The organism is Schaalia canis (genome assembly GCF_003858455.1).
Classification (GTDB): domain Bacteria; phylum Actinomycetota; class Actinomycetes; order Actinomycetales; family Actinomycetaceae; genus Pauljensenia; species Pauljensenia canis.
The window spans coordinates 1-26,372 of sequence record NZ_RQZF01000012.1 but is presented as its reverse complement, the minus strand read 5'-3'; the positions used below and the strand labels follow the sequence as shown (position 1 = coordinate 26,372).

Here is a 26,372-nt window from a genome sequence, read left to right as displayed (position 1 = left end):
TCTTTCGGCCACCGGCACCAGTGGAATGTGTCAGCTCCAGAGAGGATGAGGCTCTGTCAGCCCAGTTCGATGAACTCAGTGCGCAAAGTGGCGTGTTCCAGTGAGGTACATCGTAATACCCGCAGCCTGAGCCGCCGCAATTGTTTCCTCATCGCGAACAGAACCACCGGGCTGGACCACGGCCTTTACACCCGCGTCGATGAGGACCTGCAGCCCATCAGCGAAGGGGAAGAACGCATCCGACGCAGCAACCGCACCTTCAGAACGACGCTCTGGCGTGAGAGCAGTGACGGAGGCAGACGCAGGCCTCGCACCTCCAGGTTCGTTCACGTCCGCTGCCGCATCGCCTGTTGAGCGGCCCCCCAGGGTGTTGGCGCGCTCAACGGCCAGCTTGCATGAATCCACGCGATTGACCTGCCCCATGCCCACGCCTACCGACGCCCCATCCCGGCAGATGATGATGGCATTGGAACGCACAGCGCGAACCGAGCGCCATGCGAATTCCAGGTCGGCCAGGGTGGCCTCGTCAGCGGGCTGACCGGCCGCGAGCGTCCAGTTCTCGGAGCTGTCACCTGCGGCATCCAGGTCGTCGCGTTCCTGAACAAGCACACCGCCGCTGATCTGCTTAAACTCCACCTCAATCTCGCCGCTGTCCACGTCAGAGGTCGCCCGTACTGGCGGGGTAACCTGCAGGACGCGCAGGTTCTTCTTGGTAGAAAGGACCTCCAACGCTCCGTCCTCATAGGCGGGTGCCAGGACAACCTCAGTGAAGATCGGCGCAATCTGCTCGGCCAATTCCACACTAACGGGTCGGTTCACGGCGATGACACCACCGAAGGCGGAGACAGGGTCGCAGGCGTGGGCTTTGCGGTGGGCCTCGGCCACGTCCTCACCTACTGCGATACCGCAGGGATTGGCGTGTTTGATAATGGCGACGCAGGGCTGCTCGTGATCGTAGGCGGCGCGCAGGGCCGCGTCACCATCGGTGTAGTTGTTGTAGCTCATGGCCTTGCCGTGAAGCTGGCGGGCATTAGCAATGCCAGGCAGGGGCGCGACATCTTCGGCAAGGTCTGTGGCAGCACCGCCTGCGCTCTCTTCGTCCTCGTCAAAGCGAGCCTGACGGTAGACGGCCGCGTTCTGGTGGGGGTTCTCGCCGTAACGCAGCACTTCCGCCAGCTCGAAAGCCTCCCCCACAACGGTTGGCCAGGCGAAGTTGGTATCGTCCTCGCCTGCGCCTTCGCCTGCCACAATCTCACCGGCAGCGTCATCGGAGGTGGCGCACGCACAGCCAGCGCCACAGCCGCCCTCGCCCTCGTTTTCGTTCAGTTCAACAAGGTCCAACGCGTCGGCAACAGCTGGGCCCATGAAAGCACTCAAGAGCGCGGTTTCAATGTCATGTCGGCCGCACTGTTCACCAAACCAGGTGGCCACAGCCATGTCGTACAGGGCCGTGTGGGTGAAGGCCTCGGCGGCCAGCTCACGGCGTTCGTCCAATGTGAAGCCCTCGCCAGCGGCGGCGCCGACAACGTCCTCGTAGCGCTCAGGCGCGGTCACCACCGCGACGGAAGGGTGGTTCTTCGCGGCGGCGCGCACCATCGAGGGCCCGCCGATGTCAATCTGCTCAACGCAGGCGTCAAAGCCCGCGCCCGAAGCGACGGTATCAGTGAAGGGATAGAGGTTGCACACAACCAGATCAAAGGCCACGATATCAAGGTCAGCGAGCTGCTGGCGGTGGTCAGCCTTGCGCTGGTCAGCCAGAATGCCCGCGTGAACATGGGGATGCAGGGTCTTGACGCGGCCTTCGAGCACTTCGGGAAAACCGGTCACATCATCAACGGGGGTGACAGGGATTCCGGCCTCGGCAATGCGTGCGGCGGTTGAGCCGGTGGAGACGATTTCCACACCAGCGTCAGCCAGAGCGCGGGCCAACTCAATGAGGCCAGTTTTGTCGTAGACGCTGATGAGGGCGCGGCGGATGGGGCGGACATCAATGGCGTCAAGGTTGTCGAGGTTAACCGTGTGGGTAACGGGGGTGGACATGTTTCCTCCGGTAGGCGAGCGTATCCTCGCCCCGGCGCCCAGGCGGGCGACGCCTGTAGGGCCTGTCCCCGGCCGCTCCCCGGTGGTCCTCCACCCTCGCCAGTTGCGGCCACAGCTCACTTTAGCGTCTGAGCGCACACGCGGGAAGGGCGGTCCACGGTGTAGGAAGCTGGGGGCGATGCCGGCGCGTGTGGATGCGAAGGCGAGCGGGTGACGGGGTGGTTCCGAACGCCATTTTGGGTGCGCTAAGGGCCGTACACACGGATGTCGGAGGTGGAGAATCTCTATAGTCACTAGTGGAGAACTCCTATAGTCAGATATGGAGAAATCCTATACCCTTTAGTGGAGAACTCCCATAGTCAAGGCTATACTCAACCTCATGAACGACTATATTCCGCGCATTGTTGACGCTGAGATTCAACTTGCTCTCGAAAGTTCGGGGGCGATAGAACTACGTGGCGCTCGCGCTTGCGGCAAGACGGAAACTGCCTTGCAGTTTGCCACCTCTTCACTGCGCCTGGATATGAACGAACCTCGCGCTTCTTTAGCGCAGCAGCAGCCGAGTACAGCCCTGGCGGGAGAGAGCCCTCGCCTGCTGGACGAGTGGCAGCTTGTTCCTGGCTTATGGAACGAGGTTCGCCGCGCGGTAGATGAGCGCCGCACATCGGGCCAGTTCATTTTGACAGGGTCGGCGACCCCTGAGGATGATCCTCTGCGTCATTCTGGGGCGGGGCGTTTCGATCGCATTCTTATGCGCACCATGTCTTTGATGGAGACGGGGCACTCTTCTGGAGCAGTCTCTCTGTCAGGGCTATTTGACCTGAAGGATGGCCAGCAGATTCCTGTTACAGACTCTCCCCTTGAGTTCTCTGATGTTATTGATCGTCTCGTTGTGGGCGGTTGGCCAGGCTGGTGGGATGCGTCGCCGGAGGTTGGGGCGCGGCGGATTCGTTCCTATCTGGCCGATATTACGGAGCGTGATTACCGCACCTTGACGGGTGCCTCGCGTGATCCTCGGCGTTTTTTGGCCTACCTGCGTGCGGTTGCCGCCATGACCGCTCAACCCGCTGCCTTCACGGCACTGACTGCGCACATGGGTGACTATTTGGCGACAACGGTTGGCCCTCAAGCGGCATCTACCCTGCATGACCTGGCTTCACGAATGTTCCTGGTAGAGGATCAACCTGCATGGTCACCGAAGCTGCGTTCCAAGACGACTGCGAGCCAGGCACCGGTGCGTCACTTAACGGACCCGTCGCTGGCGGCTTCGCTTTTGGGTGCGACCCCGGATCGCTTGCTTGCCGAGCCCAATACCTTGGGTTTCCTCTTCGAGTCTCAGGTGACACACGATGTGCGCATCTACGCCCAGGCGATGGGCGCGCGCGGTGTCTTCCACTTCCGTGATACAAAGGGCCGCGATGAAATCGACATCATTGTCGAGGACGAGGCCGGGCGCTGGGTCGGCTTTGAGGTCAAAATCGGGGTGGATGCGGTCGATAAAGCTGCAGCGAATCTGCTGCGCGTCGCGGCAAAGGTTGAGCGCGAGCCTGCGGCTCTCGCCGTCATTACCCCGACAGGCATTGCTCACACCCGCGCGGACGGCGTGCATGTGATTCCACTTGGGACGCTGGGGGTGTGAGGTCACGATGGAGAGTTGAAATCTGCGCCACCTCTGGCTACTCGACTGACGCTCTATAGGTTTCTGCGCGTGACCTGGATATTGTCCGTCTCATCAACGTACCCAGATTGAGTGCGGGAAACATGAAAGTGATAGCCCTCGATAGAGATGTCAAAATCGCCGTTCATCGGACTCTCAGAGCCCCCTCACCCCTCCACCCCATACCGCACGCGGCGCCCGTTAATGGTCCAGCCTTCGCGGATCATGCGGCCAACGGCCTCGACCAGTTGCTTTTGCTCGGCAATTTTGATGCGTGCCAGTAGAGAGTCCGCGTCGTCATCATCCTCAACGGGCACAGCCACCTGAGCGACAATCGCGCCCGTGTCCAGGCCGGGGTCAACAATGAATAGGGTGGCGCCAGCCAGCTTCACGCCTGCTTCAATGGCGTCGGCGGGCCCGCGCACACCGGGGAATGAGGGCAGTAAAGAGTTGTGGGTGTTGACGATGCGCCCCTCGAATCGCTCTAAGACTGCGGACCCCAAGAGCTTGAGGTATCCGGCGCAGACGACCATGTCAGGCTCATACTCGGCCATGAGTTCGGCCAACTCTCGGTCCCACTGCGCGCGATCCCCCCGGGCATCGTCCGTGCCGCGTGTGAAGGGATGGCAGAAGGTGGGAATCTCCTGTTCTGCGGCCCACTCCAGACCCGCACATTCCCGATCCGCGCCGACGGCCACGACTTTTCCGCCCCAGTAGGGGGCGCGGGCGGCCTCGACAATGGCCTTCATATTTGAGCCCTCCCCTGACACAAGGACGAGGATGCGGGCGGGGGCCAAGGGTGCTTGCGTCTGCTTAGTCATCGGCGGGGTCCTCAATGCGGGGGATACGGGTGGTGGGGATGTTGTCGGCCTCTGTCGCTGGGCGAGGCCGACGCGCGGTGGCGTACAGCGAGCCGGTGTCGACGGAGCCGGTGTCGGCCGGTTCTGTTGAAGGGTTCTGGGCAGAACCGCGAGCGTCTACATCAGAAGCGGCCGCGTTTATGGCCGGATCATCCGTAGCGTCCTCCGCTGAGGCGGTTACCTCAGACAGTGGAGCCGTCGTCTCGGTGGGCGCAGCATCCGTTTCAGTCGTTTGCGAGGTCGCAGCGTCACCCTCAGACGACTCGAAAACTTCGACCAACTCTGGCTGCACAGAATCAGCACCCTCGGCAACTGAGAATACCTCGGTGGGAATATCGTCGGGGTCCCTCACCTCAGACGTGGACACCTCGGAGGCAGGTTCAGCGCTAGGCACTTCATCGGTGGAAACCTCAGCATTCGCGCCCTTCACGTCGGCTGTTGTGCTTTCGCCAGACATGGCATCGGCCTCGTCCTCGTGAGCAGCTTGTCCTGCACGGATCTTCTGGCCCAAACTACTTCCAGCCAGTGCCTCGTGAGCGTCCACGCGACGCCCCTGCATCCATGCACGAGTGATGGGATGTGAAAGCACCACGATCAGCGCAACCGCGCCCAGGATTTCCCCCAGCAACGCAGGCAGCGCCCACTCCAGACGCGGGCCGATCCCCACCATGCGTCCCTGTCCCAAGGTCAGGATCGACAGCCACATCCACGCAGCCATGAACAGGGCGAACACTCCCGCAGCAACGCCCAACGCATAGGCCTGCTCGCGTAGGGAGGGCAGGCGGCCTCGCCAGGCAAAAAGTACCCCCACCAGGGCACCCAACGCCAGCGGCACACACACCACCCATGCGCCCACGGGAGAGGAAGGCAGCACGCCGAGGAAAGGCACCGGCGGAATCGGCGCGGTCGGAGCTGACGTCAGTGAATGGACAGTGTCGGGCCCCAGGACGATGCCTGGCCCCGCCCCCCAGGCCGCCACCCATGCGCCTGCCGTCGGCACAAAGAGCGCCTGCGCGATAGCCAGCATCACCGTGTCTACCGTGGTTGCCGGTTGCAGCAAGTCAGCGATGGCAACGACGTTCTCCCAGCGCACGAATACCAGGCTCATCAGCGCAATCAAGCTGGCCACCCCAACGATGCCTGTCATGGCCGCCCCCTGACGCAGGCCGATGCGCAGCCATTCGGGAATCTGCATCATTCGGGGAGGTTCTGGTGGCGCGGTGTCGGCTTCACGAGCCAGCGTGCAGGCTTTACGGTAGGCGGCGCGGGTCTGCCCCAGGGCCGCCCACGCGGTTGCCAGCGTAGCGCAGCAGAAAGCGCCGATCATTGTCGCTGGCCACGAGTGATGCGTCGTGTTGCTCCCCACTAGCAGGGCGGTTGTGCCCATGTATGCAGGCACGGCAAACCACAATGCGGAGGCCGGGAAGTGGCGTCCCGTGAACAGCAGCAGGCGCAGGATGACCACAGCTAGCAGAGTCATCAGCAGTGGCACCGCACGGTAGGTGACTTCGTTGACAGTGAGCGGGCTCCCCAGGCTCATCGCCCACAGGTCAGACCCCACCGCCATCGCGTCATCCCACGAGATTTTGCCCATCCATGGGTTACCAGAAACCCCCAGGTAGGTGACGAGCACCAGCGTGGTCGACAGCGCCCACCCCAGCAGTGCTCCTTCAACGCCTGCCAGGAGTGACCGCCCCCAGCCGTCGGGAATACGGATGCGCAGGGTTTTACGTTCGGTCCGTGCAGCGCGCGGACGCTGTTCATCTGACGAGGTCGGAGGCGGCGTGGCGCTTTGGCGGGTCGGTGCGGTCACGCCGTCGGTTGGGGTGGCACTTGCCTGAGCTCGACTGCCCACACCGTGAGTGGGCATGCTGATACCTCGGACGGGTGTCACCGCATGACGTGAGGCTTCAGCCGAGGTGCTGGCAGAGGCGCCCATGCTTCGGGCATCCGATCGCGCGCTTGTAGTAGCACTGTCGCCAGGCATGGCTGGGCCACGCGAGGCTTGACCATTCAGGGCTTCGCCGCGTGAGGGGGTGCTGGGGGTGGGTGTTTCACTCATCGTCTCCATCGTCGCCTAGATCATGCGCACCTGCTGGGTGCAGCGCCGAGGATGGGTGAATTGTGGGCCTCCCCAATGGGTCTCAATGCTCACATCGCCTCTGCGTTCTATGTACCAGGAGTACGTCCATGGCTCTTCGTTGCTTGATGTCCTCTTGGTCGCTCACATGCAGCCGTGCGCGAGGAGCCACGAGCGACCAGGAGCTTCGCGTGTAACGAGCCCCGCATGCAATGAGAATCCCCATGAGCCAGAAGGCGGTTACAGGACAAAATGCGCCCACACGCGAAAGTTCCCTGGGTGCGTGGCCAAGAGGGCCACGCACCCAGGGAACTAATCTCGTTTATCACGGACGAGGTTCTGCAGGAGAGTGTGAGCGCGACTCCTGGCCGACGTCCCTTGCAGATTGGGGTGATGTGTCCCCTCAGCCCTGCAGAATCTCCCTGGCCAGCAAAGCGGTCTGCGACGGAGTACGCCCCACCTTCACGCCCACAGCTTCCAGAGCTTCAGCCTTGGCAGCAGCGGTGCCGACCGAGCCGGACACAATCGCACCGGCATGGCCCATAGTTTTGCCTTCAGGAGCGGTAAAGCCCGCCACGTAGGCCACCACCGGCTTGGTCATGTTTTCGCTGATCCACGCGGCGGCACGTTCCTCGGCGTCACCGCCGATCTCACCGATCATGACGACCAGGTCAGTGTCGGGGTCCTTCTCGAAGGCCTCCAGAGCATCAATGTGGGTGGTGCCGACAACCGGGTCACCGCCAATACCGATACAGGTGGTGAAGCCTAGGTCGCGCAGTTCGTACATGAGCTGGTAGGTCAGCGTTCCCGACTTCGATACCAAGCCGATGCGGCCGGGGCCGGTAATGTCGGCGGGAGTGATGCCAACATTGGACTGTCCGGGGCTGATAATGCCGGGGCAGTTGGGCCCAATCAGGCGCACGCCAGCTTCCAGAGCGCGGGCCACGAATTCAACGGAGTCCGCCACGGGTACGCCCTCGGTAATGACAACAACGGTTTCCATGCCCGCATCGATGGCTTCAAGGACGGCTGCCTTGGTGAAGGCAGGGGGCACGAAGACGACGGAGACGTTGGCGTTGGTTTCGGCTCGGGCCTCGGCGACGGTGCCGTAGACGGGAACCTCAACCTCGCCGCCTGTGACGGTGTCGGCAGCGGGGCCGTAGCCTTCAACGGTAAAGGTGACGCTGGTGCCCGCTTTACGAGGGTTAACGCCGCCAACAACGTTCGTCCCGGCGCTGAGCATGCGCGTGGTGTGCTTCATGCCTTCACCGCCGGTCATGCCCTGAACGATGACGCGCGAGTCGGCGTGGAGGAAGATCGACATTGTTTCTCCTAGTCCTTAGTCGTTCCGGGTCACTTTGCTGCGGCTTTTTCGGCGGCGGCAAGTTCGGCTGCACGGCGGGCGGCACCGTCCATGGTGGGATCCAGGTGGACCAGCGGGTGAGCAGCCTCTTCCAAGATGGCGCGGCCTTCTGTGACCTTGTTGCCGTCCAGGCGAACCACAAGCGGCTTCGTTGCTGCATCCCCCAGGAGCTCAAGGGCACCGAGGATGCCCTTGGCAACCTCGTCACAAGCGGTGATGCCCCCAAAAACGTTGACGAAGACCGAACGAACCTGCTCATCACCGAGGATGACGTCCAGGCCCTTGGCCATGACGGCTGCGGAAGCACCACCACCAATGTCAAGGAAGTTAGCGGGGTGCACGCCCAGGTCTTCACCGGCCATTGCCACAACGTCCAGGGTGGACATAACCAGGCCGGCACCATTGCCGATAATGCCGACCTCACCTTCCAGGCGCACGTAGTTCAGGCCTTCGGCCTTGGCCATGGCTTCGCGGGGATCCTCAGCGGTGATGTCTGCCAGCTCAACATGCTCAGGGTGACGGAAGGCCGCGTTATCGTCCAGGCTGACCTTGCCGTCCAGGGCGATAATCTCGCCATCCGGGGTGGAAACCAGGGGGTTGACCTCAACCAGGGTGGCATCCTCACGGGAGTACACGTCCCAGAGTTTGACGAGGATTGGAGCGATGGAGTCTTGTTCTTCGGGGGTGAAGCGTGCGGCGCTGAGGATATCGCGGGCGACCTCGTCAGTGATACCAACTCCCGCTTGAAGCGGGACCTTCGCCAGCGCCTCGGGGCGTTCCACGGCGAGGGCCTCGATCTCCATGCCACCTTCGCGTGAGCACATGGCCAAGTGGCGGCGGTTGGAGCGGTCCAGGAGGATGGAGAAGTAGTATTCGGCGGCAATATCTGCGGCCGAGGCAATCAGGACTTTGCGGACGATGTGGCCCTTAATGTCCATGCCCAGGATTTGCGAGGCTTTCTCTTCTGCTTCTTCAACCGAGGTGGCCAGCTTGACACCACCCGCTTTGCCGCGGCCACCGGTCTTGACTTGGGCCTTGACGACCAGCAGCGAGGCGCCGCCATCGAAGAGAGTGCGCGCAGCATCGCGGGCTTCTTCAGTGCTGGTGATGACGATGCCAGGCAGGACGGGTACGTCGTGGGCAGCGAACATGTTTCGTGCTTGGTACTCGTAGAGGTCCATACTTTTCCTTCTACTTTGTGTGTTCTGGCACTACCAGGGGTGCGCGGCAGTGCGCTGAGACTCAGCGTTGAGACGTCGCGTCCAGATTACCCCCTTTTAGGCCTTCAGTCCCAAATTTGGACAATTTTACTGCGCCTTTGCCCGGCGAAGGGAGGGGCGTTGCATACTGCAGGTTTGGGCCTTGCCTGGCAGGCTGTGCTCTTATGTACGGCTTAATGCAGTATGTACGCCTTAATGCACTATGCACAGCCTGCCCCCTTATGTACGACTTAGTGCACTGTGTACGACTTAATGCACCATGTGCGCGGCACACCATGTACATAAAGCCCTAAGTCGTACACCACACAACAACAGGAACGCCCTTCAGCCCCATTCATCACAGTCGTTGCCTAGGCCCTGTTGTATTCAGAGCTTTTCGAGCGGCGCCATGCGCACGAGCAGTCGTTTCTCGGTGCCGCCGAAGGAGATTCTCGCGACAGTACGCGCATCCGATCCCTCAATGCCCACAACTGTTCCAGTTCCCAAAGTGGCGTGGGAAACGCGATCGCCTACCTTCAGTGTGAGCACGGGTTTATCTGACGAAGTCCCCGCCGCCCCACTCTGGCCCGCAGCGCCGTTTGTCCCAGTTGACTGGCCCATACGCACGGTTGTGCCCAGGCGGTGAGGAACGAAAGGCTTTGAGGATGAGCCTGAGCTCCGGCCAGAACCAATCACAGGGCCGTCATCGTCCCACTCTCCCCTGCGTGCACTGGAACCATAACTGCCGGAACTGTCACCACCACCGGAGCGGTAACCCGAGCCACCATATCCAGTACCGCCATAGCCAGAGCCACTCCGCCACTCGCCACTTCGAATACGCTGCATGGATGAGGCAGCTCTGCGCACATGCACGACTTCTTCGGGAATGTCATCAAGGAATCGCGAGGGCGGCATTTCTTGAGGTGTCCCCCAGGCTGATCGCACAGCCGCACGCGTCAGGTAAAGACGTTCACGAGCGCGGGTAATCGCCACATAGGCGAGTCGTCGCTCCTCAGCAAGCTCCGCCACTTCACCAAGGGATCGCTGGTGGGGGAAAGTGCCATCTTCCATGCCGGTCACGAACACGATCGGGAACTCCAAGCCCTTGGCCGTGTGGACGGTCATGAGCGTAACCTGTTCTGAACGCCCATCCTCGGAAGGAAGCTGGTCAGAGTCGGCCACCAGAGAGATACGCTCAAGGAAATCAACGAGGTGTCCGCGCGGCTGGGCAGGTTGTCCACCTTCCGGAGCCTGCGCAGCATTCACGCTGGCGTTGAAGTCCTCGGCAACAGAGTGCAATTCAGCGAGGTTTTCCACTCGTGAGGCGTCCTGCGGATCCTCCGACCTGCGCAGTTGCTCCAAATACCCCGTGCGGTCCAGGACTTCTTCGAGAATGTCACCGACGCTCATGCCCGCATGGTCACAGCGCCGCAAAGCATCCAGTAGCCCCCAGAATCGGGCAATAGCATTCAAAGCCCGGGTACTCACACCCGCCGGCCCCGGCCTTTCCACTCCCCTATCCGCAGTGGGGGATGTGGTCTCGCGGGTCTCAGCAGCCTCAACAACCGTCGGCTCGGGTTCCATCAACGGAACTTCACCCGCCAGCGAATCAGCGGGTTCGGGGGCGTTCGTCGCGGTTAGGTCGGGCGTTGAGGCCGCGCCGGAGGCGCCAGGCCTCATGGGCGAGACGAGCGCCCCCGCATCCGCACCGCTACCGGCGCTCACCTCGTCCTCCGGCAACCGTCCGCTTACAAGGCGGGCGCTCTCGGATGTGTTCGCCAGAGCGCCGGGCACTTCCAACCCTTCGGCCTCGCCAGCCGGGCGGCCTGCTTGCTCCCACACGTCAGCGATGGCCTGCCCGAAGGAGATGCCGTACTGGTCCGCGTAAGCAACCAATAATTCCTCGGCCTTGGCACCAATACCGCGCCGAGGCGTATTTAGAACGCGCCGCAATGCAACGGTGTCATCGGGGTTGGCAATGGCCTGCAGGTAAGCTAGGGCGTCTTTGATTTCTTTGCGTTCGTAGAATCGGGTGCCGCCTACAACCCTGTAGGGGATGCCTTGACGGACGAAGAGTTCTTCAATGGAGCGTGATTGAGCGTTGGTTCGGTAGAAAACGGCAATGTCGCCCCAGTTGGTGCCCTCGTCATTCAGGCGGTCGATTTCGGCGACGACAAAACGGGCTTCGTCGCGGTCAGAGTCGGCGGCGTCAAGGGTAATGAGCGAGCCTGCTCCCGAGTCGGTCCACAGGTTTTTGGGTCGGCGGCCTTCATTACGTGAGATGACGGCGTTAGCGGCGGTGAGGATGTTTTGCGTTGAGCGATAGTTTTGCTCAAGCATGATGGTGCGTGCGCCGGGGAAGTCGCGTTCGAACTCTTCGATATTACGGATGGTGGCACCACGGAAGGCGTAGATGGACTGGTCAGAGTCACCTACGACGGTCAGCTCAGCAGGCGGAACGCGGTCCTCACCGTCTCCAACAAGTTCACGGACCAGCACATACTGGGCATGGTTAGTGTCCTGATACTCGTCAACCAGGATGTGGCGGAAACGCCGGTGGTAGTGCTCAGCGACAGCCGGATTGTCGCGCAGCAGGGCGACGGTACGCATGATGAGGTCGTCGAAATCAAGCGCATTGGCTTGGCGGAGGCGCTTGTCGTAATCACTGTATGCGGCTGAGACGATGCGTGAGATTGGGTCGTTCGGCGCGGTTTCTGCGTAGTGCTGCGGGCTGATGAGCTCGTTTTTCAGGTCAGAGATGCGTGCGGCAACGAGCTTTGGCGTGTAGCGCTTAATGTCGACGTCATGGGATTTGAGCACCATCTGCAGCAGGCGTTGGGAGTCTTGGGAGTCGTAGATGGTGAAGGTGGAGCTCAACCCTGCGGCCCGGTATTCCTTGCGGAGGATGCGCACGCAGGCAGAGTGGAAGGTTGAGACCATCATGCGTTTAGCCTCTGGCCCGACGAGGTCGGCGACGCGTTCACGCATTTCGGCGGCGGCTTTGTTGGTGAAGGTGATGGCGAGGATTTGCCCGGCTCGGGCGCGGCCTGTGGCCAAAAGGTAGGCGATACGGTGGGTCAGGACACGAGTTTTTCCTGACCCTGCACCGGCCATGATCAGCAGAGGTTCGCCCTCATGGACGACGGCGTCATGTTGCTGCTGGTTGAGGCCTTTGAGCAGTTCACTGGTGTCGATAGCGGGTGGCTGATTTCCCCAGTTGGCGAGGCCACCGCCCCCGTAGTAGGCCGCAGTGTTGCCTTCAACGCCGCCGGGATAGGCGACGCTCGGCCACGCATTATTGTCGTCGGGCGCGTCATCCGCGGGCATGTACTCGGAGGGTACATATTCGGCGGGTACATAGTCGGCGGGGGCGTCGTCCTCGTAGGCAGGAGCATCTGCCGGGACGTAGCCTTCAGGGAGAACTCCACCCGGCATGCCTGCCATAGCGGAACTGTCTGCACGTGACGCACCATCAGGGGCGAGGCCGTAGGCGCTTTCATCCAAGGTGCGCACGGGAGCGCCGCCCTTGCCTCCAGCAGAAGCAGGTGTAGTGGTGGCAGACGGAGCAGAGGCAGGGGTGCCGATGTCGAAGAGGCCTTGGTCGAAGGAGTCAAGATCCGGCAGGCCTAGGTCAGGCAGTCCCAAGTCAGGCAATCCAGTGAAGTCAATACTCATGGTGTCCCCCACTTTAGGCCAGCAACCCCGCATTTGCGTGATCGCCCAGCGCAGAGCCCTTCATTACACAGCCCATACCCTTAACGCGCCACGATCTACACCACACCCCCTCAGCCCCTGATCCTCAGCGCCCAACACCCCAAACAGGAAAACTCGTACCAAAAAGCGGTACCATAAGCACGAGGGCTCTGCCTCATCCTCAACCGAAGGGAGTCTCCGATGTCGATCAGCGCAAGCGAAGCGCGTCGCACGCTCTTTCCATTGATTGAGCAGGTGAACAATGACCGCGAAGCGGTTGAGATTGTCTCTCGCTCGGGTAACGCCGTCCTCATGTCGGCCGATGAATACGCCGCTTGGAAGGAAACCGCCTACCTGTTTCGCTCCCCTGAAAATGCTCGTCGCCTCCTTGATGCCTATCAGCGCGCAACGGCAGGCGTGACCGAGGTTCACGATCTCGACCGCGAGGACTGACATGCGCCTCGTATGGGATCAGTCAGGATGGGAGGATTACCTCTTCTGGCAGCAGAGCGATCGCAGAATCCTCAAACGTATCAATACGCTCATTGACGCCTGTTTGCGTGATCCTTTCGAGGGCATTGGCAAGCCTGAGCCTCTCAAATACGGTGCCTCCGGCGCATGGTCACGGCGCATCACCGACGAACACCGCCTGGTGTACCTCGTCATTGACGGCGACCTCATTATTCTCCAGGCGCGCTACCACTACTAACGGCTCGTCAGCTCAAAGCCTCGCCTCACAGCACGACAGCCCGCAACACCGCAGTCGATACAGTTCGAGGGCACTTCTGGACAGTATGCAACATCGCCCAGAAGCACCCTCGACCTCGAAGAAGAAAGCCCCTTAGCTCTTCTTGTACAGGCTCTTTGTCTGATACACGGGTTCAGAGGTGACTTGCACACCGAGGTTACGGAAGATGCCCTCATCCACGGATCCTAGGATGGTGGAGGTGTGGACGTCGCAATGACGCAGGGTTCCAAGCTGAGCTAGGGCGGCGCGAGCGTTGGGATCGTGGTTGGCTGAGACTGCCAGGGCGATGAGCACCTCGTCGGTGTGCAGGCGCGGGTTGCGGCTGCCGAGGTGGCCGGTTTTGAGGGCTTGGATGGGTTCGATGGATTCGGGGGACAGGAGCAGCACTTCATGGTCGAGTCCGGCGAGCATCTTGAGGGCGTTGAGCAGCATGGCTGAGCATGCGCCCAGCAGGGGTGAGGTTTTGCCGGTGACGATGCGCCCGTCGGGTAGCTCGATGGCGGCGGCGGGCGCGCCGGTCATTTCAGCGACGGTGAGGGTGGGTTCAACAACGGGTCGGTCGGTCTTTTTGACGCCCAGGGTGCCCATGAGGAGGGCGATGCGCGCGGATTGGTCGGGGTCAAGTTCCTTGCGGCGTTCTTCAACAAGGGCCTTGTAGTAGCGGCGGATGACTTCCTGTTTGGAGGCTTCGCGGCATGCTTCGTCGTCGCTGATGCACATGCCGGCCATGTTGACGCCCATGTCGGTGGGTGACTTGTAGGGGGATTCACCCAGGATTGTTTCGAAGAGGCGTGACAGGACGGGGAAGATTTCGACGTCGCGGTTGTAGTTGACGGTTTGCACCCCGTAGGCGGCGAGGTGGTGGGGGTCGATCATATTGACGTCGTCGAGGTCGGCGGTGGCGGCCTCGTAGGCGATGTTGACGGGATGATCGAGGGGGAGGTTCCAGATCGGGAAGGTCTCGAACTTTGCGTACCCGGACTTCAGTCCGCGTTTGTGGTCGTGGTAGAGCTGGGACAGGCAGGTGGCCATTTTGCCTGAGCCTGGCCCGGGGGCGGTGATGACGACGAGGTCGCGGCTGGTTTCGATGTAGTCGTTCTTGCCGTAGCCTTCGTCGGAGACGATCCGGGCGACATCATGGGGGTAGCCAGCAATCGGGTAGTGGCAGTAGACGCGCATGCCGAGTTTTTCAAGCTTGGCTTTGAAGGTGTGGGCGGCGTGGTTGTCGTCGGTCATTTGAGTAATAACGACAGAGCCGACGTACAGACCGTAGCTGCGGAAGGCGTCGATGTGGCGCAAAACGTCATCTTCATAAGGAATGCCAAGGTCTGCGCGCACTTTGTGGCGGGCAAAATCCTTGGCACTGACGACGACGACGATTTCGACTTCTTCGGCAAGGTGGCCGAGCATGACGATCTTGTTGTCAGGGGTGAATCCGGGGAGGACTCTGGAGGCATGCATGTCGTCGACGAGTTTTCCGCCGAACTCCAGGTAGAGCTTCCCACCGAATTGTCGGCGCCTCTCGGCGATGTGTTCGGATTGGAGCTGAATGTACTTTTCACGGTCGAAACCGATTTTATGCATGTCTCCTCCTGAAATTATCAACCCGCCTAGTTTACTCCCAAGCCGAGCAGACTTGACCATTCCTTGATGAATGTCTGCTCACATTCGCTTTTGACCTCCCCCACGAGGCCACCGCGCGCGTCCTTTTGGCATCACTGTGCCCTCGCGCGGCCCGGGTGGGACGGTGCGGGCCAGGCACTGGCCGACAGGTGAGCGTGCAGGAGGAGGAAAGCAGAACGGGACGCGGGAGGCGGCTAGCAGCCTCCGCCCGCTTCTGCTCCGCCTCAGATAATGTGGCGTTGGGCTGCCCATCGGCTGAGCTCGTGGCGGTTAGAGAGCTGGAGCTTGCGTAGCACTGCCGATACGTGAGTTTCCACGGTTTTGATGGAAATGAATAGTTCGGAGGCGACTTCCTTGTAGGTGTATCCGCGGGCGATCAGGCGCATGACTTCTTGCTCGCGTTGGGACAGCAGGTCCAGTTCGTCATCTTGGATGGCGACGGCACCGGTGCCGAATGCGTCGAGCACGAAGCCTGCCAGCCGTGGGCTGAATGCGGCGTCTCCTGCTGCGACGCGTTCAATGGCTTCGACGAGTTCGGCGGTTGAGATGGACTTGGTGACGTAGCCGCGAGCGCCTGCGCGGATGACGGACACGACGTCTTCGGGTGCGTCGGAGACGGATAGGGCGAGGAAGCGTACGCCCTCAATACCGGCGCAGGTGTGGGCGACTTCAGCGCCGCCTCCGCCTCGTCCTCCGGGGAGGTGGACGTCGAGGAGGGCTACGTCGGGGCGCAGTTCGTTGCAGATGGCGATGGCGCTGTCGACGTCTGCAGCTTCTGCGAGGATGTCAAGGTCAGCGCCGGATGCTTCGAGTTCGGCGCGCACGCCTGCACGCACCATGGGGTGATCGTCGATGACTACGAGTCGAATGGTCATAGTGTCATCCTACTTGCGGGTTGGTGGTTTTCGGGACGCTGAGGTGGATTTCGGTGCCGGGGCTGAGTGCGCGGATGACGGCGCTGCCGCCTGCTCGTTCGACGCGGCCAATGATGGATCCGCGTACTCCGTGTCGGTCGGCGGGGATGGCGTTGAGGTCGAATCCGACTCCGCGGTCTTTGATGAAGACTTCGACGGTGTTGCGTCCGACTTCGAGGTAGACGGAGACCGGTGGGGTTCCGTGGCGCACGGCGTTGGTGACGGCTTCGCCTGCTGCGGCGATGAGGGCAAGTTCGGCGGGGCCTGGTTCGGCGTCTCCGACGCTGACGAGGTCGACGGCGACCCCGTAGGTTGCTTCGGTGCTTTCAACGTGTTCGCGTAGGGCTTGGGCGATGGAGGTGGCGGCTTCATTTTTGCCGGTGTAGAGCCATGCGCGTAGTTCGCGTTCTTGTCCGAGGGCGAGGGCGCGCACCTGTTGGGGGTTGTCGGCGTGGGATCGGATGAGGGTGAGGGTTTGGAGGACGGAGTCGTGTAGGTGGGCGGCGATGTCGGCGCGTTCAGAGTCGCGGACTTGGCGTTTTTGTGCGTTGGAGAGTTCGGCGCTGGTTCGCACCCATAGGGGGATGAGGGTCAGCACAATGACGAGGACGACGCCGGCACCGTAGAGTCCGCCTTTAACGAGGTCGAGGGTGGGGCTCCCTCCTGCGGCGAGGATGGTGACGCCGATGATGACGAGGGTGATGCCTGCGATCACCATGAGCCAAAAGCGGAGGGTTCGCCAGTTGCGTAGGTTGTTGCTTTGGCTCCAGACCATGCCGATACCGGCGAAGATGGGCAGTGGTCCGATGAGCCAGTAGAACTCAAGCGATGCGGATTGCAAGGAGAAGACGAGGATCACCGCGAAAATCAGGAAGGCTGCTCCGACCATGAGGAGCTGATTGCGGGCGGCGATTTTCTTATTGCCTGCTGAAAGCTGTTCGAGGCCGGAAGCTAGGCGGTCGCTGCTGGTGAGGGAGACGTGGTCGCCGTCTTTGGGAATGAGGACGGCGATGAGGAAGTAGCCGAGGATGCCAGCGCCGAAAAAGAATGAGCTGAGGACGACGATCCAGCGGATGAGAGCGACTGAGATGCCGAGGTGGACGCTCAGTCCTGAACAGACGCCGGCAAGCCACGGTGTGGGCATTTGGAGGGACTGTCCTGTCGCGCGCACGAGGGGTGGGCGGGCAGTGTTGATGGGAGGAGGAGTCCACTGCCAGGTGGGGCGTACTTCGTTCACCCCACTATCTTCACATTCTTTTCTGCTCTGTCCCCACCCTGATGTGGGGAGTTCAGGGTTTGTTCAGGGCTTTCCCTCATAGATAAAGCCACTGTTTTTCGGCACAGTGGAGTACATGAGCACACATACCCCTTTCGAGGGTCCTCACTCTCCGATGGAGGGTCCTCAGATGCATTCTGAACCTGGTTCTTCTCAGCCTGGTTCGGCTCGAGGCTTTTCGGGCCAGCAGGGGCAGCCTGGCGGCGGCCCTCAGGCTGCATTTTCTCCACATGTGGGCGGCTATCACTATGGTGGCTCCTATCCGCCTCCGCCTCCTACTGGCGGCAGTTTCTTTGATTCTGTTCGTTCCAGTGGCTTTTTCCGCTCTGAACCGCGCGTTCTGGGGGGTGTCTGTGCTGGTCTGGCGGCCCGCTTTGGTTGGGACAGGACTCTTGTTCGTGTTCTGACCGTTGTGTTGACGCTCTTTGCTCCTATCCTTTTCGCTGTCTATGGCTTGGCCTGGGCCTTTTTGCCGGAGCATCGTGATGGGCGTATCCATTTCCAGACCCTTCTCCAGGGCCGTTTTGATATCGCTCAACTAGGCGCACTTGTCATGGTTCTCCTGGGTCTGGGCAATATTGGCCCCTGGTTTGCAGTCTTTGGAAGCACTGGGATTGGCGTCATGCTTGCTCTGACTGCCATTGCTGTCACCGTGGTCGCCATTGTTGGGGCAAGTGCATCTTCTCAAGCGCCTTATGGTCGCTCTTTCTCTTCGCAGGCTCCTTTTGCCTCCCCTTCACATGGAATGGAGACTCCTATGCACACCACCTCGCAAGGTGGCGTTCCTTCTCCTGAGCCGTCTGACGATTGGCGAATTCAGGGGGGACCATCTACTCCTCCGCCGTCTCAGGGCGCTACTTTTGCCCCCTCTTCAGGGCCTGCTGGATCGCAGATGCCACAGCATCAGGCTCCCCCTGTTTCTCCGATGGCTTCATCCGCTGCTGGTCCTGCTCCTTTCAACGCCCCCCGTGCTAGCGCTCAGCCAGTCCCACCCCGCGTTCCTCCGCAGGGGATGGCGAACGCAATGGGGCCAGGCATGACACCAGGGCGGCCACAGCAGGGCGCATACGGCCAGGGGGCTTCTCCTTTTGCTGCTCCTCATAGTCCCTATCAGACGCCGTATCAGGCTCCGCCTCAGCCGGGCGTTCCCCTCGGAGGCGCCACTTCGCCTGCGGGTGGCCCTGTACCGCCCCCCTCCTTTGGGCCTGCTCCTGCATACGCGGGAACTCAGGTTCGTTGGGCGCCTCCAGTCCCAGCAATGAAGCCTCGTGTGCTGCCCACATGGCTAAACCTTGCGACCACTGGCCTGATCGCTCTCGTGATCGCAGCGACGCTATACATCCTTCACGACATGACCTACAGCGACGCTACCTACAATGATTTCGCGCAGGTTCTTCTGATTGGTGGCGGCGCCTGCTTGGTGATCGTTGGCATGGTGATCGCTTTGGCTTCGCTGCGTGATCGCGGCGCAGGATGGATGGTTGCCCTGTCGATTATCGGGACGCTGATCGCTATTCCGACCATCATGATCGGGGTGGCCGGGCTTAATCATCACGAAGATAACTCGTGGCAGTACTACTCGGCGGAACAGTCACCTGCCTACTACCACTGGACCGAAGGTTCCCAGACTCAGATTGTTAACGGCGAGTTGGATCTTTCCGATATGCCCACCAATCTGCATCCCACTATTGAGATTGAGGATGTCACGGGGGAGCTAAAGCTCCTGGTTCGAAAGGATCAGCCTGTCGAGGTTGAGATCGTCGATATGCTCGGCACCTTGAAGGCCGACTACCTCACTCCTGGCGACGAATGGGTGCCTACGCAGCTTGGTTTTGCTACGGACACAACCTTCCGTTCAGTGCCAGCTCAAGATTCCCCCATGCCAACGGTGCGGATTCACAATATGCTCGGAACACTACGTATTGTCGAGCTTGATCTTGAAGAGGATTCATTCGCCTCTCAAAGCGTTGAAGCTGTCGAGCCCGCCTCTCCCTCAACACAGACACCGCAGTCGACGTCCACCCCTCAGTCGGGCGACGCGTCCCAATCCGCTGACCGTCCCCAGTCCGCTACTACTCCGGCCACCGGCCAGTGAGGTGAGAACAATGAGTGTTGAGAACACGCAACGCGACGATGAAACCACCGTCTTGCCCGTAGCAGACGAAGAAGAAACTGTCATTCTGCCTGCGGCTGAGTCGGATTCGGACTCAATCTCGGCAGGTACAGTCACCGCTGACGGCGATTCGCCTGACAATCCTGCAGGCACGCAGGCCGATTCCCCCACGCTTGAGGCTCCTGCACCCACTTTGTCCGATGATGGCGTTCCTTCGGACAAGCCTGGCGCATCTGCTCAGCCTTTTACTGGCACGCCTGATGCTCCTCGCCCTGATATTGCTCCGGATGCACCCGCCACTCCCGCAGCCCCTGCCGCTGCCCCCACCTCTGCGGTATCACTGAAGGAATCTCCTGCTAATGGGGTGCGCGTCGCTCAGCTCGTCTGGGCGGGCCTGGTCATCATGCTGGGGATTTTCATGATTGCTATTTCCTTCCTGCGATTTGTGTCGATCCCTCTACTGCTGATCTCGTTGATTGCGGCACTAGGCATTGCCCTGATGGCTGCTGCCGTGGTGACATCCGTGAAGAAGGGATAACGCGCCACAAAGTCAACTGCAAACACAGAGACAACTGCAAACACAGAGTCCCGCACCCCTCACGGGGTGCGGGACTCCCTGCATTCACAGTGCAAAATAGTGAGCTGCTAGCAGAGTGCGTTATCAGCTCTCAGCATTCGCCCGAGCAAGCTCCTCTTCGACGATCGACTCATCAAGTTTGACGAACACCGGCGTGGGCTTGGCGATCACGCGGCCCACCTCAATCTCACGTCGGCCCCAGGCAGGGTAGCCCTCGTAGTCGCCGGTGAGGATCGGGTAGCGGCGAGGCGAACCGTCCTCGTTGGTGACGTCCAAATCCTCGACTTCTTCGATGCGTGGCATGGGCGCAACCTTGCCATCTCCACCCAGCACGAGGTCCACATCGTTAGCTGCGTGAGGGAGGAAGGGACTGAGCATCAGGTTCAAATCGTTGACAGCCTGAGCAAGGGTCCACAGCACGGTGGCCAGACGAGGCCGCTCCTCCTCACTCTTGAGCTTGAAAGGCTCAGTGTCGGTGACGTACTTGTTTGCCTCGCCCACCAGACGCATAGCCGCCCCCAGGGCTGCCTTCTGACGGTGAGTGGCGATGAGCTCTCCGACCTCGTCAAAACCTGCGGCAATCGCATCCAAAAGCGCGCGATCAATGTCCTCCAGCTCAGCGGGGGCGGGCACCTCGCCAAACTTCTTGTGGATCATTGAGGCCGTGCGGTTGACCAGGTTGCCCCAGCCGGCCACCAGCTCAGAGTTAGTGCGGCGCAAGAACTCCGCCCACGTAAAGTCAGCGTCGGAGGTTTCCGGGCCGGCAGCGCTAATGAAGTAGCGCAGGGCGTCGGCCTGGTAGCGGGCGAGCATGTCGCGCACGTAGATGACGATGCCTCGCGAAGAGGCAAACTTCTTGCCTTCCATCGTCAGGAACTCGGAGGAGACTACCTCGGTGGGCAGATTGAGGGTGCCGAAAGCGCCGGGCTGGCCGCCCTTGTCACCCGCACCGTTATAGCCGAGCATTTCGGCTGGCCAGATCTGGGAGTGGAAAACGATATTGTCCTTACCCATGAAGTAGTAGGACAGCGCTTCAGGATCGTTCCACCACTTACGCCAGGCTTCCGGGTCGCCGCTACGGCGGGCCCATTCAATGGAGGCCGACAGGTAACCCACAACAGCATCGAACCATACGTAGAGACGCTTGGAGGGTTGGTCCTCCCATCCGGGAACGGGGATACCCCAGTCAATGTCGCGGGTCATGGCGCGGGGGCGAATGTCCTCCAGGAAGTTCTTAGAGAACTTGATGACATTGGGGCGCCAGGTGCCTGACTTGTCGCGGTCGTCAAGCCACTCGGTCAGGGCGCCAGCAAGTGCAGGCAAGTCCAAGAAGTAGTGGTCAGTTTCAATGAACTTCGGAGTCTCGCCATTGATACGCGAAACGGGGTTAATAAGGTCAGTGGGATCAAGCTGGTTACCGCAGTTGTCGCACTGATCGCCTCGAGCGCCGCCGTCACCACAGATAGGACAGGTGCCTTCAATGTAGCGATCGGGCAGAGTGCGCCCTGTGGAGGGAGAGATCGCACCGTGCGTGGTTTCAACGAGCATGTAGCCGTTGTCTCGTACAACCTCGAACATGGCCTGCACGACGGCGTAGTGGTTGCCGGTGGTGGTGCGGGTGAAAAGGTCGTAGGACAGGCCGAGTTGTTGCAAGTCCTCAACGATGAGGCGGTTGTTGCGGTCAGCGAGTTCGCGTGCGCTGATTCCGGCGGCGTCGGCTGCCACCAGGATGGGGGTGCCGTGCTCGTCCGTGCCGGACACCATGAGCACCTCGTGGCCTGCCATTCGCATGTAGCGGGAGAAAACATCGGAGGGAACGCCGAAACCGGCGACGTGTCCAATATGGCGGGGCCCGTTCGCGTAGGGCCAGGCAACGGCAGAAAGAATACGACTCATGGGTTATAGCCTAGCCTCGTTGAGGGGGCAAAAGCGAAGTGCTGCGCAGCAAAGTCACTCACGCCACGGCATCGGCCTCGTCCTTTCGTTACGCTTGGATTGACGTATTTCGCATTGGCGTGTTTGGGAGGACCTATGTCGCGCGCTTTGATCCTGGTTGATGTGCAGCCGACCTTCTGTGAGGGCGGCGCGCTGCCTGTTGAAGGTGGCAACGCCGTCGCTCAGCGTATTGCTGATTACGTGGGTGGGCATCGTGATGAGTATTCTCTGGTGGTCACCACTCAGGATTGGCATATCAATCCCGGCGGGCATTTTTCGACCACGCCAGATTTTGTCGACACCTGGCCGCCGCACGGTGTTGCGGGCAGTGAAGAGGCTGACCTCCATCCAGCCCTATCGGAGGTCGCTGTTGACGTTTCTGTGAAGAAAGGCCAGTTTGAGGCCGCTTACTCTGGCTTTGAGGGCGTCACTGACGAGGGCGATCACCTCGCTGATATTCTGCGCGAGAAGGGCATTACCGCAGTTGATGTGGTGGGTTTGGCGGAGTCTCATTGCGTGTGCGAGACGGCTCTAGATGCGGTTGGCTACGGGTTTCCTGCCCGCGTGCTTTTGGACCTGACTGAGCCTGTGACGGAGGAACTTGGGGCTCTGGCCCGCGCGCGCATGGCTGAAGCTGGCGTGGAGCTCACTCTTTCGGCTGACGCTGACGCTGTTTGGGCTGGTGCTGAGTGGTCTGATGCTGATGAGCTCCCCATTGACGCTACCCGCCCTGCCGATGATTTTCCGGCGAGCTAACGCAGCATCCTTTGGCGGCACGCGCTAGGACTCGTTGCCAAGCCGCTCCAGGGCAGCCTTGAAGAGTTCGTTTTTTCGTAGGCCCGTTGCTTGGGCAACCTGCCCGGCAGCGTCCTTGAGCCGCACACCCTCGTGAGCGAGGCTGAGGACAGCGTCAACATAGTCGGCAGCGTTTCCTCCGTGTGTAGCTCCTTGGACAACGATGGTGATTTCGCCAAGAACCTCGCCATTAGCTCGTTCGGCAAGTTCTTCAAGGGTGCCTCGCCAAATATCCTCGTAGGTTTTGGTGAGTTCGCGGCACACGACAGCCTGGCGTTGTCCGCCCAGCACGCGGCACATCCGGTCAAGCGTGTCGTGCAGGCGCTTGGGTGACTCAAAGAAAATGAGGGTGTGTGGCATTGCAGCAACGCCCTCCAGGTAGCGCAGTGCCTCTCCTTCTTTACGAGGAAGGAATCCTTCGAAAGCAAAGCGATCAGAGGGAAGTCCTGACACGGCAAGGGCTGTTACAGGGGCGCTGGGGCCGGGCAGTGCAGACACGGGGATAGAGCGTTCAACGGCGCGTTTAACTAGACGGTATCCGGGGTCGGACACCGTAGGCATGCCCGCATCCGACACGAGGATCACGCGTTGTCCTGCCTCCACGCGGTCAAGAAGGGCGTCGGCTTTTTCCCCTTCGTTGTGGTCATGCAGGGCCACAACCTTCCCTTTCAGGGAAATGTCGAGGCGTCCGGCCAAAGCCTTCGCTCGGCGGGTATCCTCGGCGGCAATAATGTCGGCCTGTTCAAAGACAGCGATAAAACGCGCGGATGCGTCGCCAACGTCACCGATGGGCGTCGCCGCGAGGTAAAGCACTCCTGCGGGTTGCGTGTAGTGCTCAGTCATGGTGTTGCCCTGGCATTTGCTCAGCAGGGTCTGTGTGCTCGGCTGATCGCGATCCTACGGCAGGTTTCACATCAGATTGGGATCCTGCGCTGTCGGAACTATTCTGACCAGTCAGGAGCGCCACGAGTGCCTCAGGCGTGGCCACCATGTCGACAACACCATCGAGTTCACCCTCTTCGGCGTAGCCCCATTCCACCCCGATTACGGGGATTCCAACGGCTCTACCGCCGATAACATCCCACTTACGGTCTCCGATCAGCACGGGGCGCGACACGTCCGCACCGCCTTCGGCTAGGCGTGCGAGGGCCTCTTCAATGACTGTTTCCTTCGTTGATGAGGGGTCAGGAGTGGCGCCCGCAACTACGGTAAAGACCTCGTCGAGTCCAAGGAAAGTAATCTGTTCGCGTGCCATCACTGCCTGCTTAGAGGTCGCCGTCGCCATCGGAATCCCCGCAGCATGAAGCGCCTCAAGCATATTGCGTACGCCAGGGAACATTGGCGGATCTAAGAAGATGTCGTGGTAGAACTCCCTGTAGTGAGCGACAGCCTTGACGGATTCCTCTGGTGAAAGGCCATAGTGGGCGAATGTTTCCCATAAAGGTGGGCCCACGAAGGCCATGAGTTCTTCTGGGCTTCGTTCCTTCAATCCCATGCGCATCATCGCGTGTTGAATCCCTCGGATGACGGCATCAGCAGAATCGACAAGGGTTCCATCTACATCAAAAAGAACCACGGTATAGGGACGATTCATTAGGGTGCTTTCCTCACGATGTTGGCAGCAGTGCTCTGCGAACTTCAACGCATTCAGTATTCAGGGAAGAGCATAGAACACAACAGGGTAGTCGTAGTCATAGGAGTAGAACATCAGGGTCCCCAGAACACCGCGTTCGACGAGGAACAGAATCTGCCCTTCACGTGTTCCATTCGCATCGGGTTTGGCCTCGTAGCGGAAGTCATCGTTGCCTCTAGAGATCTCGCCGTGAATCGCTTCATCGTCATCGTTGATGATGACGGGATCGAAGTCGATGACTCGTTTCGACGGGTTTTCGAGGCGTATATCCACCAAAACGTACTCGTATCCAGGTGGAGCCATATCCCACGCGGCACGATCGGCCTCTGAACCGCGTTGAACGTTCTCAACGGTAAGGGCAACATCGTTAATCGAGATGCGTTCGCCAATTTGGGCTGGAGTCTCTCGGGAACCTGACTCCTGCGGAGGCAGTTTTTTCACGTCAACAAGGATGTTTTTCATCGAGGTGGGGACAGGCGGCTCAGCGAAGATCGTCGTTGCGCTGTCAAAATCTTCATCCTGACCCCCGATGGCGACGACGTCATCAACATCCCATGGCCTGTCGGGCATGATCGCATCAACAATCTTGGGGGCCATGTATGTGAAGAAAAGGAAAATTGTGATGACAATGGCGGCAACGTTCTTTGCTTTACGGGCAGGCTGGGCTTGTCCGGCGTCCTTTGCTCTGTTGCGTGTCGTGTCTGCGGTCTTACGCTGAGTCCGTGTACGAGTCGGAGCCGATGCGGGACGCGCAGGTGGCGGCGTGGGACGCGCGGGGGCTGGATGGGGTGCCGAAATGACAGGCGGCGTTGACGCTGCACTGCTGTATGACAGTTCGCTCAGATCCAAGGTGGGGAACACGTCAACATGTGTCTCAGGCACCTGCTGTTGTGGCTGTCGCTGCGGCGTGCGCGAACGATTTGCTCCACGCCCGTTGCGCGTCTGAGTGCTGCTTCCAGAAGCCTGCGACACCTGTGGTTGGGGAAGGTGGGTCGGCTCTATTGCGCCCGTCAGGCTAGAGGCTCCCGCGGTCGATCGCAGCGTATTCTTTTGGGAGGCGTAGGGTGCACGAGAATAGGATGAGCGAAGTGGCACCATACTGACGCGTCGCGTCGGACGTCCCTGCCCGGTGTCATGAGGCTGTGCAGGCATTGTGGCTACCTTCCACTGATTTAATGCCCATCCTAGGGCTACGGCTCTACCTCATCCCATTGTGGCATGGCGTGTATGTTCCCTGCGTCCTTGCCACAAAAATAGTTCTACATAGTGGATGCCGTCGCACAGTAACAAGCGTCAGCGACCCACTGTCCAGCAACGTTATTTGGCTCCTTTACGGATAGGTGCTCCACTATGCCTCCGACATCGTAGAACCGATACGTTCTATCCTGCGATGATGAGATTTTGAATGCTCCGAGGACACGGGTGACCTCAGGTGGCCGAACTCATCGACGTGCCACGCTGGCAAGCTGGCAAGCTGCGCCCAGCATAGTGAAAAACGCCTTGGCTATCCCTCCAAGAGATATCCAAGGCGCTTTCACCGATTACATGTGATGAGCGAGGAGATCAGACCTCGCCGAGCTTTTCATCAGCGGCGTCTCGAACGGCGTCAATCTTGTCGTCAAAGCGGCCACCGGTGATCTTCTTTGCTGCGTCCGCAACGGCGTCCAGCGCGGCGTCAGTCTTTGCTTCGTCCTTCAGGGTCGAATCGAGGATGCCACCGGAGCTGTCCTTGGCACCTGTTGCTGCAGCGACAGCTTGGTCCTTGACGTCCTGAGCGGCCTTCTTGAGGTCATCGAGATTCATAAGAGCTCCTTGCTCGGATGATTGTGTGTTACCTCTTCTACACTACGTTGACTTCGTCGTCTG

The 26,372-nt window shown here is 60.5% G+C and carries 19 protein-coding genes, 1 pseudogene and 1 riboswitch; of the genes and pseudogenes, 6 read left to right on the top strand and 14 right to left on the bottom strand.

All coding sequences use genetic code 11. From position 1 onward, the window contains the following. Window positions 1-75: 75 nt before the first annotated feature. Entirely contained in the window at window positions 76-2,040 is a 1,965-nt protein-coding gene (gene purH, locus EII11_RS09320; RefSeq protein WP_124871978.1) for a bifunctional phosphoribosylaminoimidazolecarboxamide formyltransferase/IMP cyclohydrolase, read from the bottom strand. A gap of 29 nt (window positions 2,041-2,069) precedes the next feature. After that, window positions 2,070-2,157, bottom strand: a riboswitch (ZMP/ZTP riboswitch). 262 nt (window positions 2,158-2,419) lie between these two features. Here purH and EII11_RS09315 point away from each other — a divergent pair. After that, entirely contained in the window at window positions 2,420-3,679 is a 1,260-nt protein-coding gene (locus EII11_RS09315) for an ATP-binding protein (RefSeq protein WP_124871974.1), read from the top strand. A 185-nt stretch (window positions 3,680-3,864) separates the two neighbouring features. Here EII11_RS09315 and purN read toward each other — a convergent pair whose 3' ends face one another. The 5 genes from purN to EII11_RS09290 form a co-directional block, all read right to left on the bottom strand. After that, window positions 3,865-4,518, bottom strand: coding sequence for a phosphoribosylglycinamide formyltransferase (gene purN / locus EII11_RS09310; protein ID WP_124871971.1), 654 nt, complete (start codon window positions 4,516-4,518; stop codon window positions 3,865-3,867). Beyond that, window positions 4,511-6,619, bottom strand: coding sequence for a cell division protein PerM (locus EII11_RS09305; RefSeq protein WP_124871968.1), 2,109 nt, complete (start codon window positions 6,617-6,619; stop codon window positions 4,511-4,513). Before EII11_RS09305 ends, purN begins: the two co-directional genes overlap by 8 nt. Before the next feature lie 421 nt (window positions 6,620-7,040). Next, complete coding sequence (gene sucD / locus EII11_RS09300) at window positions 7,041-7,961, bottom strand: succinate--CoA ligase subunit alpha (protein ID WP_124871965.1); 921 nt, start codon at window positions 7,959-7,961, stop codon at window positions 7,041-7,043. Window positions 7,962-7,990: 29 nt separating this feature from the next. Continuing rightward, complete coding sequence (gene sucC / locus EII11_RS09295; protein ID WP_124871962.1) at window positions 7,991-9,181, bottom strand: ADP-forming succinate--CoA ligase subunit beta; 1,191 nt, start codon at window positions 9,179-9,181, stop codon at window positions 7,991-7,993. Window positions 9,182-9,586: 405 nt separating this feature from the next. Next, window positions 9,587-12,874 (bottom strand): ATP-dependent helicase, encoded by a 3,288-nt coding sequence (locus EII11_RS09290; protein WP_420820452.1) that lies wholly within the window; start codon window positions 12,872-12,874, stop codon window positions 9,587-9,589. A gap of 219 nt (window positions 12,875-13,093) precedes the next feature. Here EII11_RS09290 and EII11_RS09285 point away from each other — a divergent pair, with 219 nt between their 5' ends. Continuing rightward, window positions 13,094-13,345, top strand: a complete 252-nt coding sequence (locus tag EII11_RS09285) for a type II toxin-antitoxin system Phd/YefM family antitoxin (RefSeq protein WP_124871959.1) — start codon at window positions 13,094-13,096, stop codon at window positions 13,343-13,345. 1 nt (window position 13,346) lies between these two features. After that, entirely contained in the window at window positions 13,347-13,601 is a 255-nt protein-coding gene (locus EII11_RS09280) for a Txe/YoeB family addiction module toxin (protein ID WP_124871956.1), read from the top strand. A gap of 132 nt (window positions 13,602-13,733) precedes the next feature. On the opposite strand, the gene EII11_RS09275 is transcribed toward EII11_RS09280, so the two are convergent. The 3 genes from EII11_RS09275 to EII11_RS09265 all read right to left on the bottom strand — a co-directional run bounded on the left by EII11_RS09275 (window position 13,734) and on the right by EII11_RS09265 (window position 17,414). Further along, on the bottom strand, window positions 13,734-15,224 hold the full coding sequence (locus EII11_RS09275) for a DUF1846 domain-containing protein (RefSeq protein ID WP_124871953.1): 1,491 nt from the start codon (window positions 15,222-15,224) through the stop codon (window positions 13,734-13,736). Between the two features lie 263 nt (window positions 15,225-15,487). Next, window positions 15,488-16,138 carry a LuxR C-terminal-related transcriptional regulator gene (locus EII11_RS09270; protein ID WP_124871950.1) on the bottom strand — a complete coding sequence of 217 codons (651 nt, stop codon included), beginning with the start codon at window positions 16,136-16,138 and terminating at the stop codon, window positions 15,488-15,490. 4 nt (window positions 16,139-16,142) lie between these two features. Continuing rightward, window positions 16,143-17,414, bottom strand: a complete 1,272-nt coding sequence (locus EII11_RS09265) for an ATP-binding protein (protein ID WP_240623133.1) — start codon at window positions 17,412-17,414, stop codon at window positions 16,143-16,145. A gap of 115 nt (window positions 17,415-17,529) precedes the next feature. Here EII11_RS09265 and EII11_RS09260 point away from each other — a divergent pair, with 115 nt between their 5' ends. Both EII11_RS09260 and EII11_RS09255 read left to right on the top strand, forming a co-directional pair. After that, window positions 17,530-19,548 carry a PspC domain-containing protein gene (locus tag EII11_RS09260; RefSeq protein WP_124871947.1) on the top strand — a complete coding sequence of 673 codons (2,019 nt, stop codon included), beginning with the start codon at window positions 17,530-17,532 and terminating at the stop codon, window positions 19,546-19,548. A 10-nt stretch (window positions 19,549-19,558) separates the two neighbouring features. Then, window positions 19,559-20,104, top strand: coding sequence for a hypothetical protein (locus EII11_RS09255; protein ID WP_124871944.1), 546 nt, complete (start codon window positions 19,559-19,561; stop codon window positions 20,102-20,104). A 123-nt stretch (window positions 20,105-20,227) separates the two neighbouring features. On the opposite strand, the gene metG is transcribed toward EII11_RS09255, so the two are convergent. Then, on the bottom strand, window positions 20,228-22,039 hold the full coding sequence (gene metG / locus EII11_RS09250) for a methionine--tRNA ligase (protein ID WP_124871941.1): 1,812 nt from the start codon (window positions 22,037-22,039) through the stop codon (window positions 20,228-20,230). A gap of 135 nt (window positions 22,040-22,174) precedes the next feature. On the opposite strand from metG, the pseudogene EII11_RS09245 reads away from it, so the two are divergent. Further along, a pseudogene (locus EII11_RS09245) lies at window positions 22,175-22,726 on the top strand (isochorismatase family protein); the annotation flags it as partial. 132 nt (window positions 22,727-22,858) lie between these two features. On the opposite strand, the gene rsmI reads toward EII11_RS09245, so the two are convergent. The 4 genes from rsmI to EII11_RS09225 form a co-directional block, all read right to left on the bottom strand. Next, window positions 22,859-23,716, bottom strand: a complete 858-nt coding sequence (gene rsmI / locus EII11_RS09240; RefSeq protein WP_124871935.1) for a 16S rRNA (cytidine(1402)-2'-O)-methyltransferase — start codon at window positions 23,714-23,716, stop codon at window positions 22,859-22,861. After that, window positions 23,709-24,467 carry an HAD hydrolase-like protein gene (locus EII11_RS09235; protein ID WP_124871931.1) on the bottom strand — a complete coding sequence of 253 codons (759 nt, stop codon included), beginning with the start codon at window positions 24,465-24,467 and terminating at the stop codon, window positions 23,709-23,711. Before EII11_RS09235 ends, rsmI begins: the two co-directional genes overlap by 8 nt. A 60-nt stretch (window positions 24,468-24,527) precedes the next feature. Continuing rightward, complete coding sequence (locus EII11_RS09230; protein ID WP_165867133.1) at window positions 24,528-25,388, bottom strand: DUF4352 domain-containing protein; 861 nt, start codon at window positions 25,386-25,388, stop codon at window positions 24,528-24,530. A gap of 681 nt (window positions 25,389-26,069) precedes the next feature. Then, window positions 26,070-26,309 carry an Rv0909 family putative TA system antitoxin gene (locus EII11_RS09225; protein WP_124871924.1) on the bottom strand — a complete coding sequence of 80 codons (240 nt, stop codon included), beginning with the start codon at window positions 26,307-26,309 and terminating at the stop codon, window positions 26,070-26,072. Window positions 26,310-26,372: the final 63 nt, after the last annotated feature.

Excerpts from the sequence above, each read along its gene's own strand:
- purH (WP_124871978.1), bottom strand. The coding sequence starts at position 2,040 with ATGTCCACCCCCGTTACCCACACGGTTAACCTCGACAACCTTGACGCC.
- EII11_RS09315 (WP_124871974.1), top strand. The coding sequence starts at position 2,420 with ATGAACGACTATATTCCGCGCATTGTTGACGCTGAGATTCAACTTGCT.
- purN (WP_124871971.1), bottom strand. The coding sequence starts at position 4,518 with ATGACTAAGCAGACGCAAGCACCCTTGGCCCCCGCCCGCATCCTCGTC.
- EII11_RS09305 (WP_124871968.1), bottom strand. The coding sequence starts at position 6,619 with ATGAGTGAAACACCCACCCCCAGCACCCCCTCACGCGGCGAAGCCCTG.
- sucD (WP_124871965.1), bottom strand. The coding sequence starts at position 7,961 with ATGTCGATCTTCCTCCACGCCGACTCGCGCGTCATCGTTCAGGGCATG.
- sucC (WP_124871962.1), bottom strand. The coding sequence starts at position 9,181 with ATGGACCTCTACGAGTACCAAGCACGAAACATGTTCGCTGCCCACGAC.
- EII11_RS09290 (WP_420820452.1), bottom strand. The coding sequence starts at position 12,874 with ATGAGTATTGACTTCACTGGATTGCCTGACTTGGGACTGCCTGACCTA.
- EII11_RS09285 (WP_124871959.1), top strand. The coding sequence starts at position 13,094 with ATGTCGATCAGCGCAAGCGAAGCGCGTCGCACGCTCTTTCCATTGATT.
- EII11_RS09280 (WP_124871956.1), top strand. The coding sequence starts at position 13,347 with ATGCGCCTCGTATGGGATCAGTCAGGATGGGAGGATTACCTCTTCTGG.
- EII11_RS09275 (WP_124871953.1), bottom strand. The coding sequence starts at position 15,224 with ATGCATAAAATCGGTTTCGACCGTGAAAAGTACATTCAGCTCCAATCC.
- EII11_RS09270 (WP_124871950.1), bottom strand. The coding sequence starts at position 16,138 with ATGACCATTCGACTCGTAGTCATCGACGATCACCCCATGGTGCGTGCA.
- EII11_RS09260 (WP_124871947.1), top strand. The coding sequence starts at position 17,530 with ATGAGCACACATACCCCTTTCGAGGGTCCTCACTCTCCGATGGAGGGT.
- EII11_RS09255 (WP_124871944.1), top strand. The coding sequence starts at position 19,559 with ATGAGTGTTGAGAACACGCAACGCGACGATGAAACCACCGTCTTGCCC.
- metG (WP_124871941.1), bottom strand. The coding sequence starts at position 22,039 with ATGAGTCGTATTCTTTCTGCCGTTGCCTGGCCCTACGCGAACGGGCCC.
- rsmI (WP_124871935.1), bottom strand. The coding sequence starts at position 23,716 with ATGACTGAGCACTACACGCAACCCGCAGGAGTGCTTTACCTCGCGGCG.
- EII11_RS09235 (WP_124871931.1), bottom strand. The coding sequence starts at position 24,467 with ATGAATCGTCCCTATACCGTGGTTCTTTTTGATGTAGATGGAACCCTT.
- EII11_RS09225 (WP_124871924.1), bottom strand. The coding sequence starts at position 26,309 with ATGAATCTCGATGACCTCAAGAAGGCCGCTCAGGACGTCAAGGACCAA.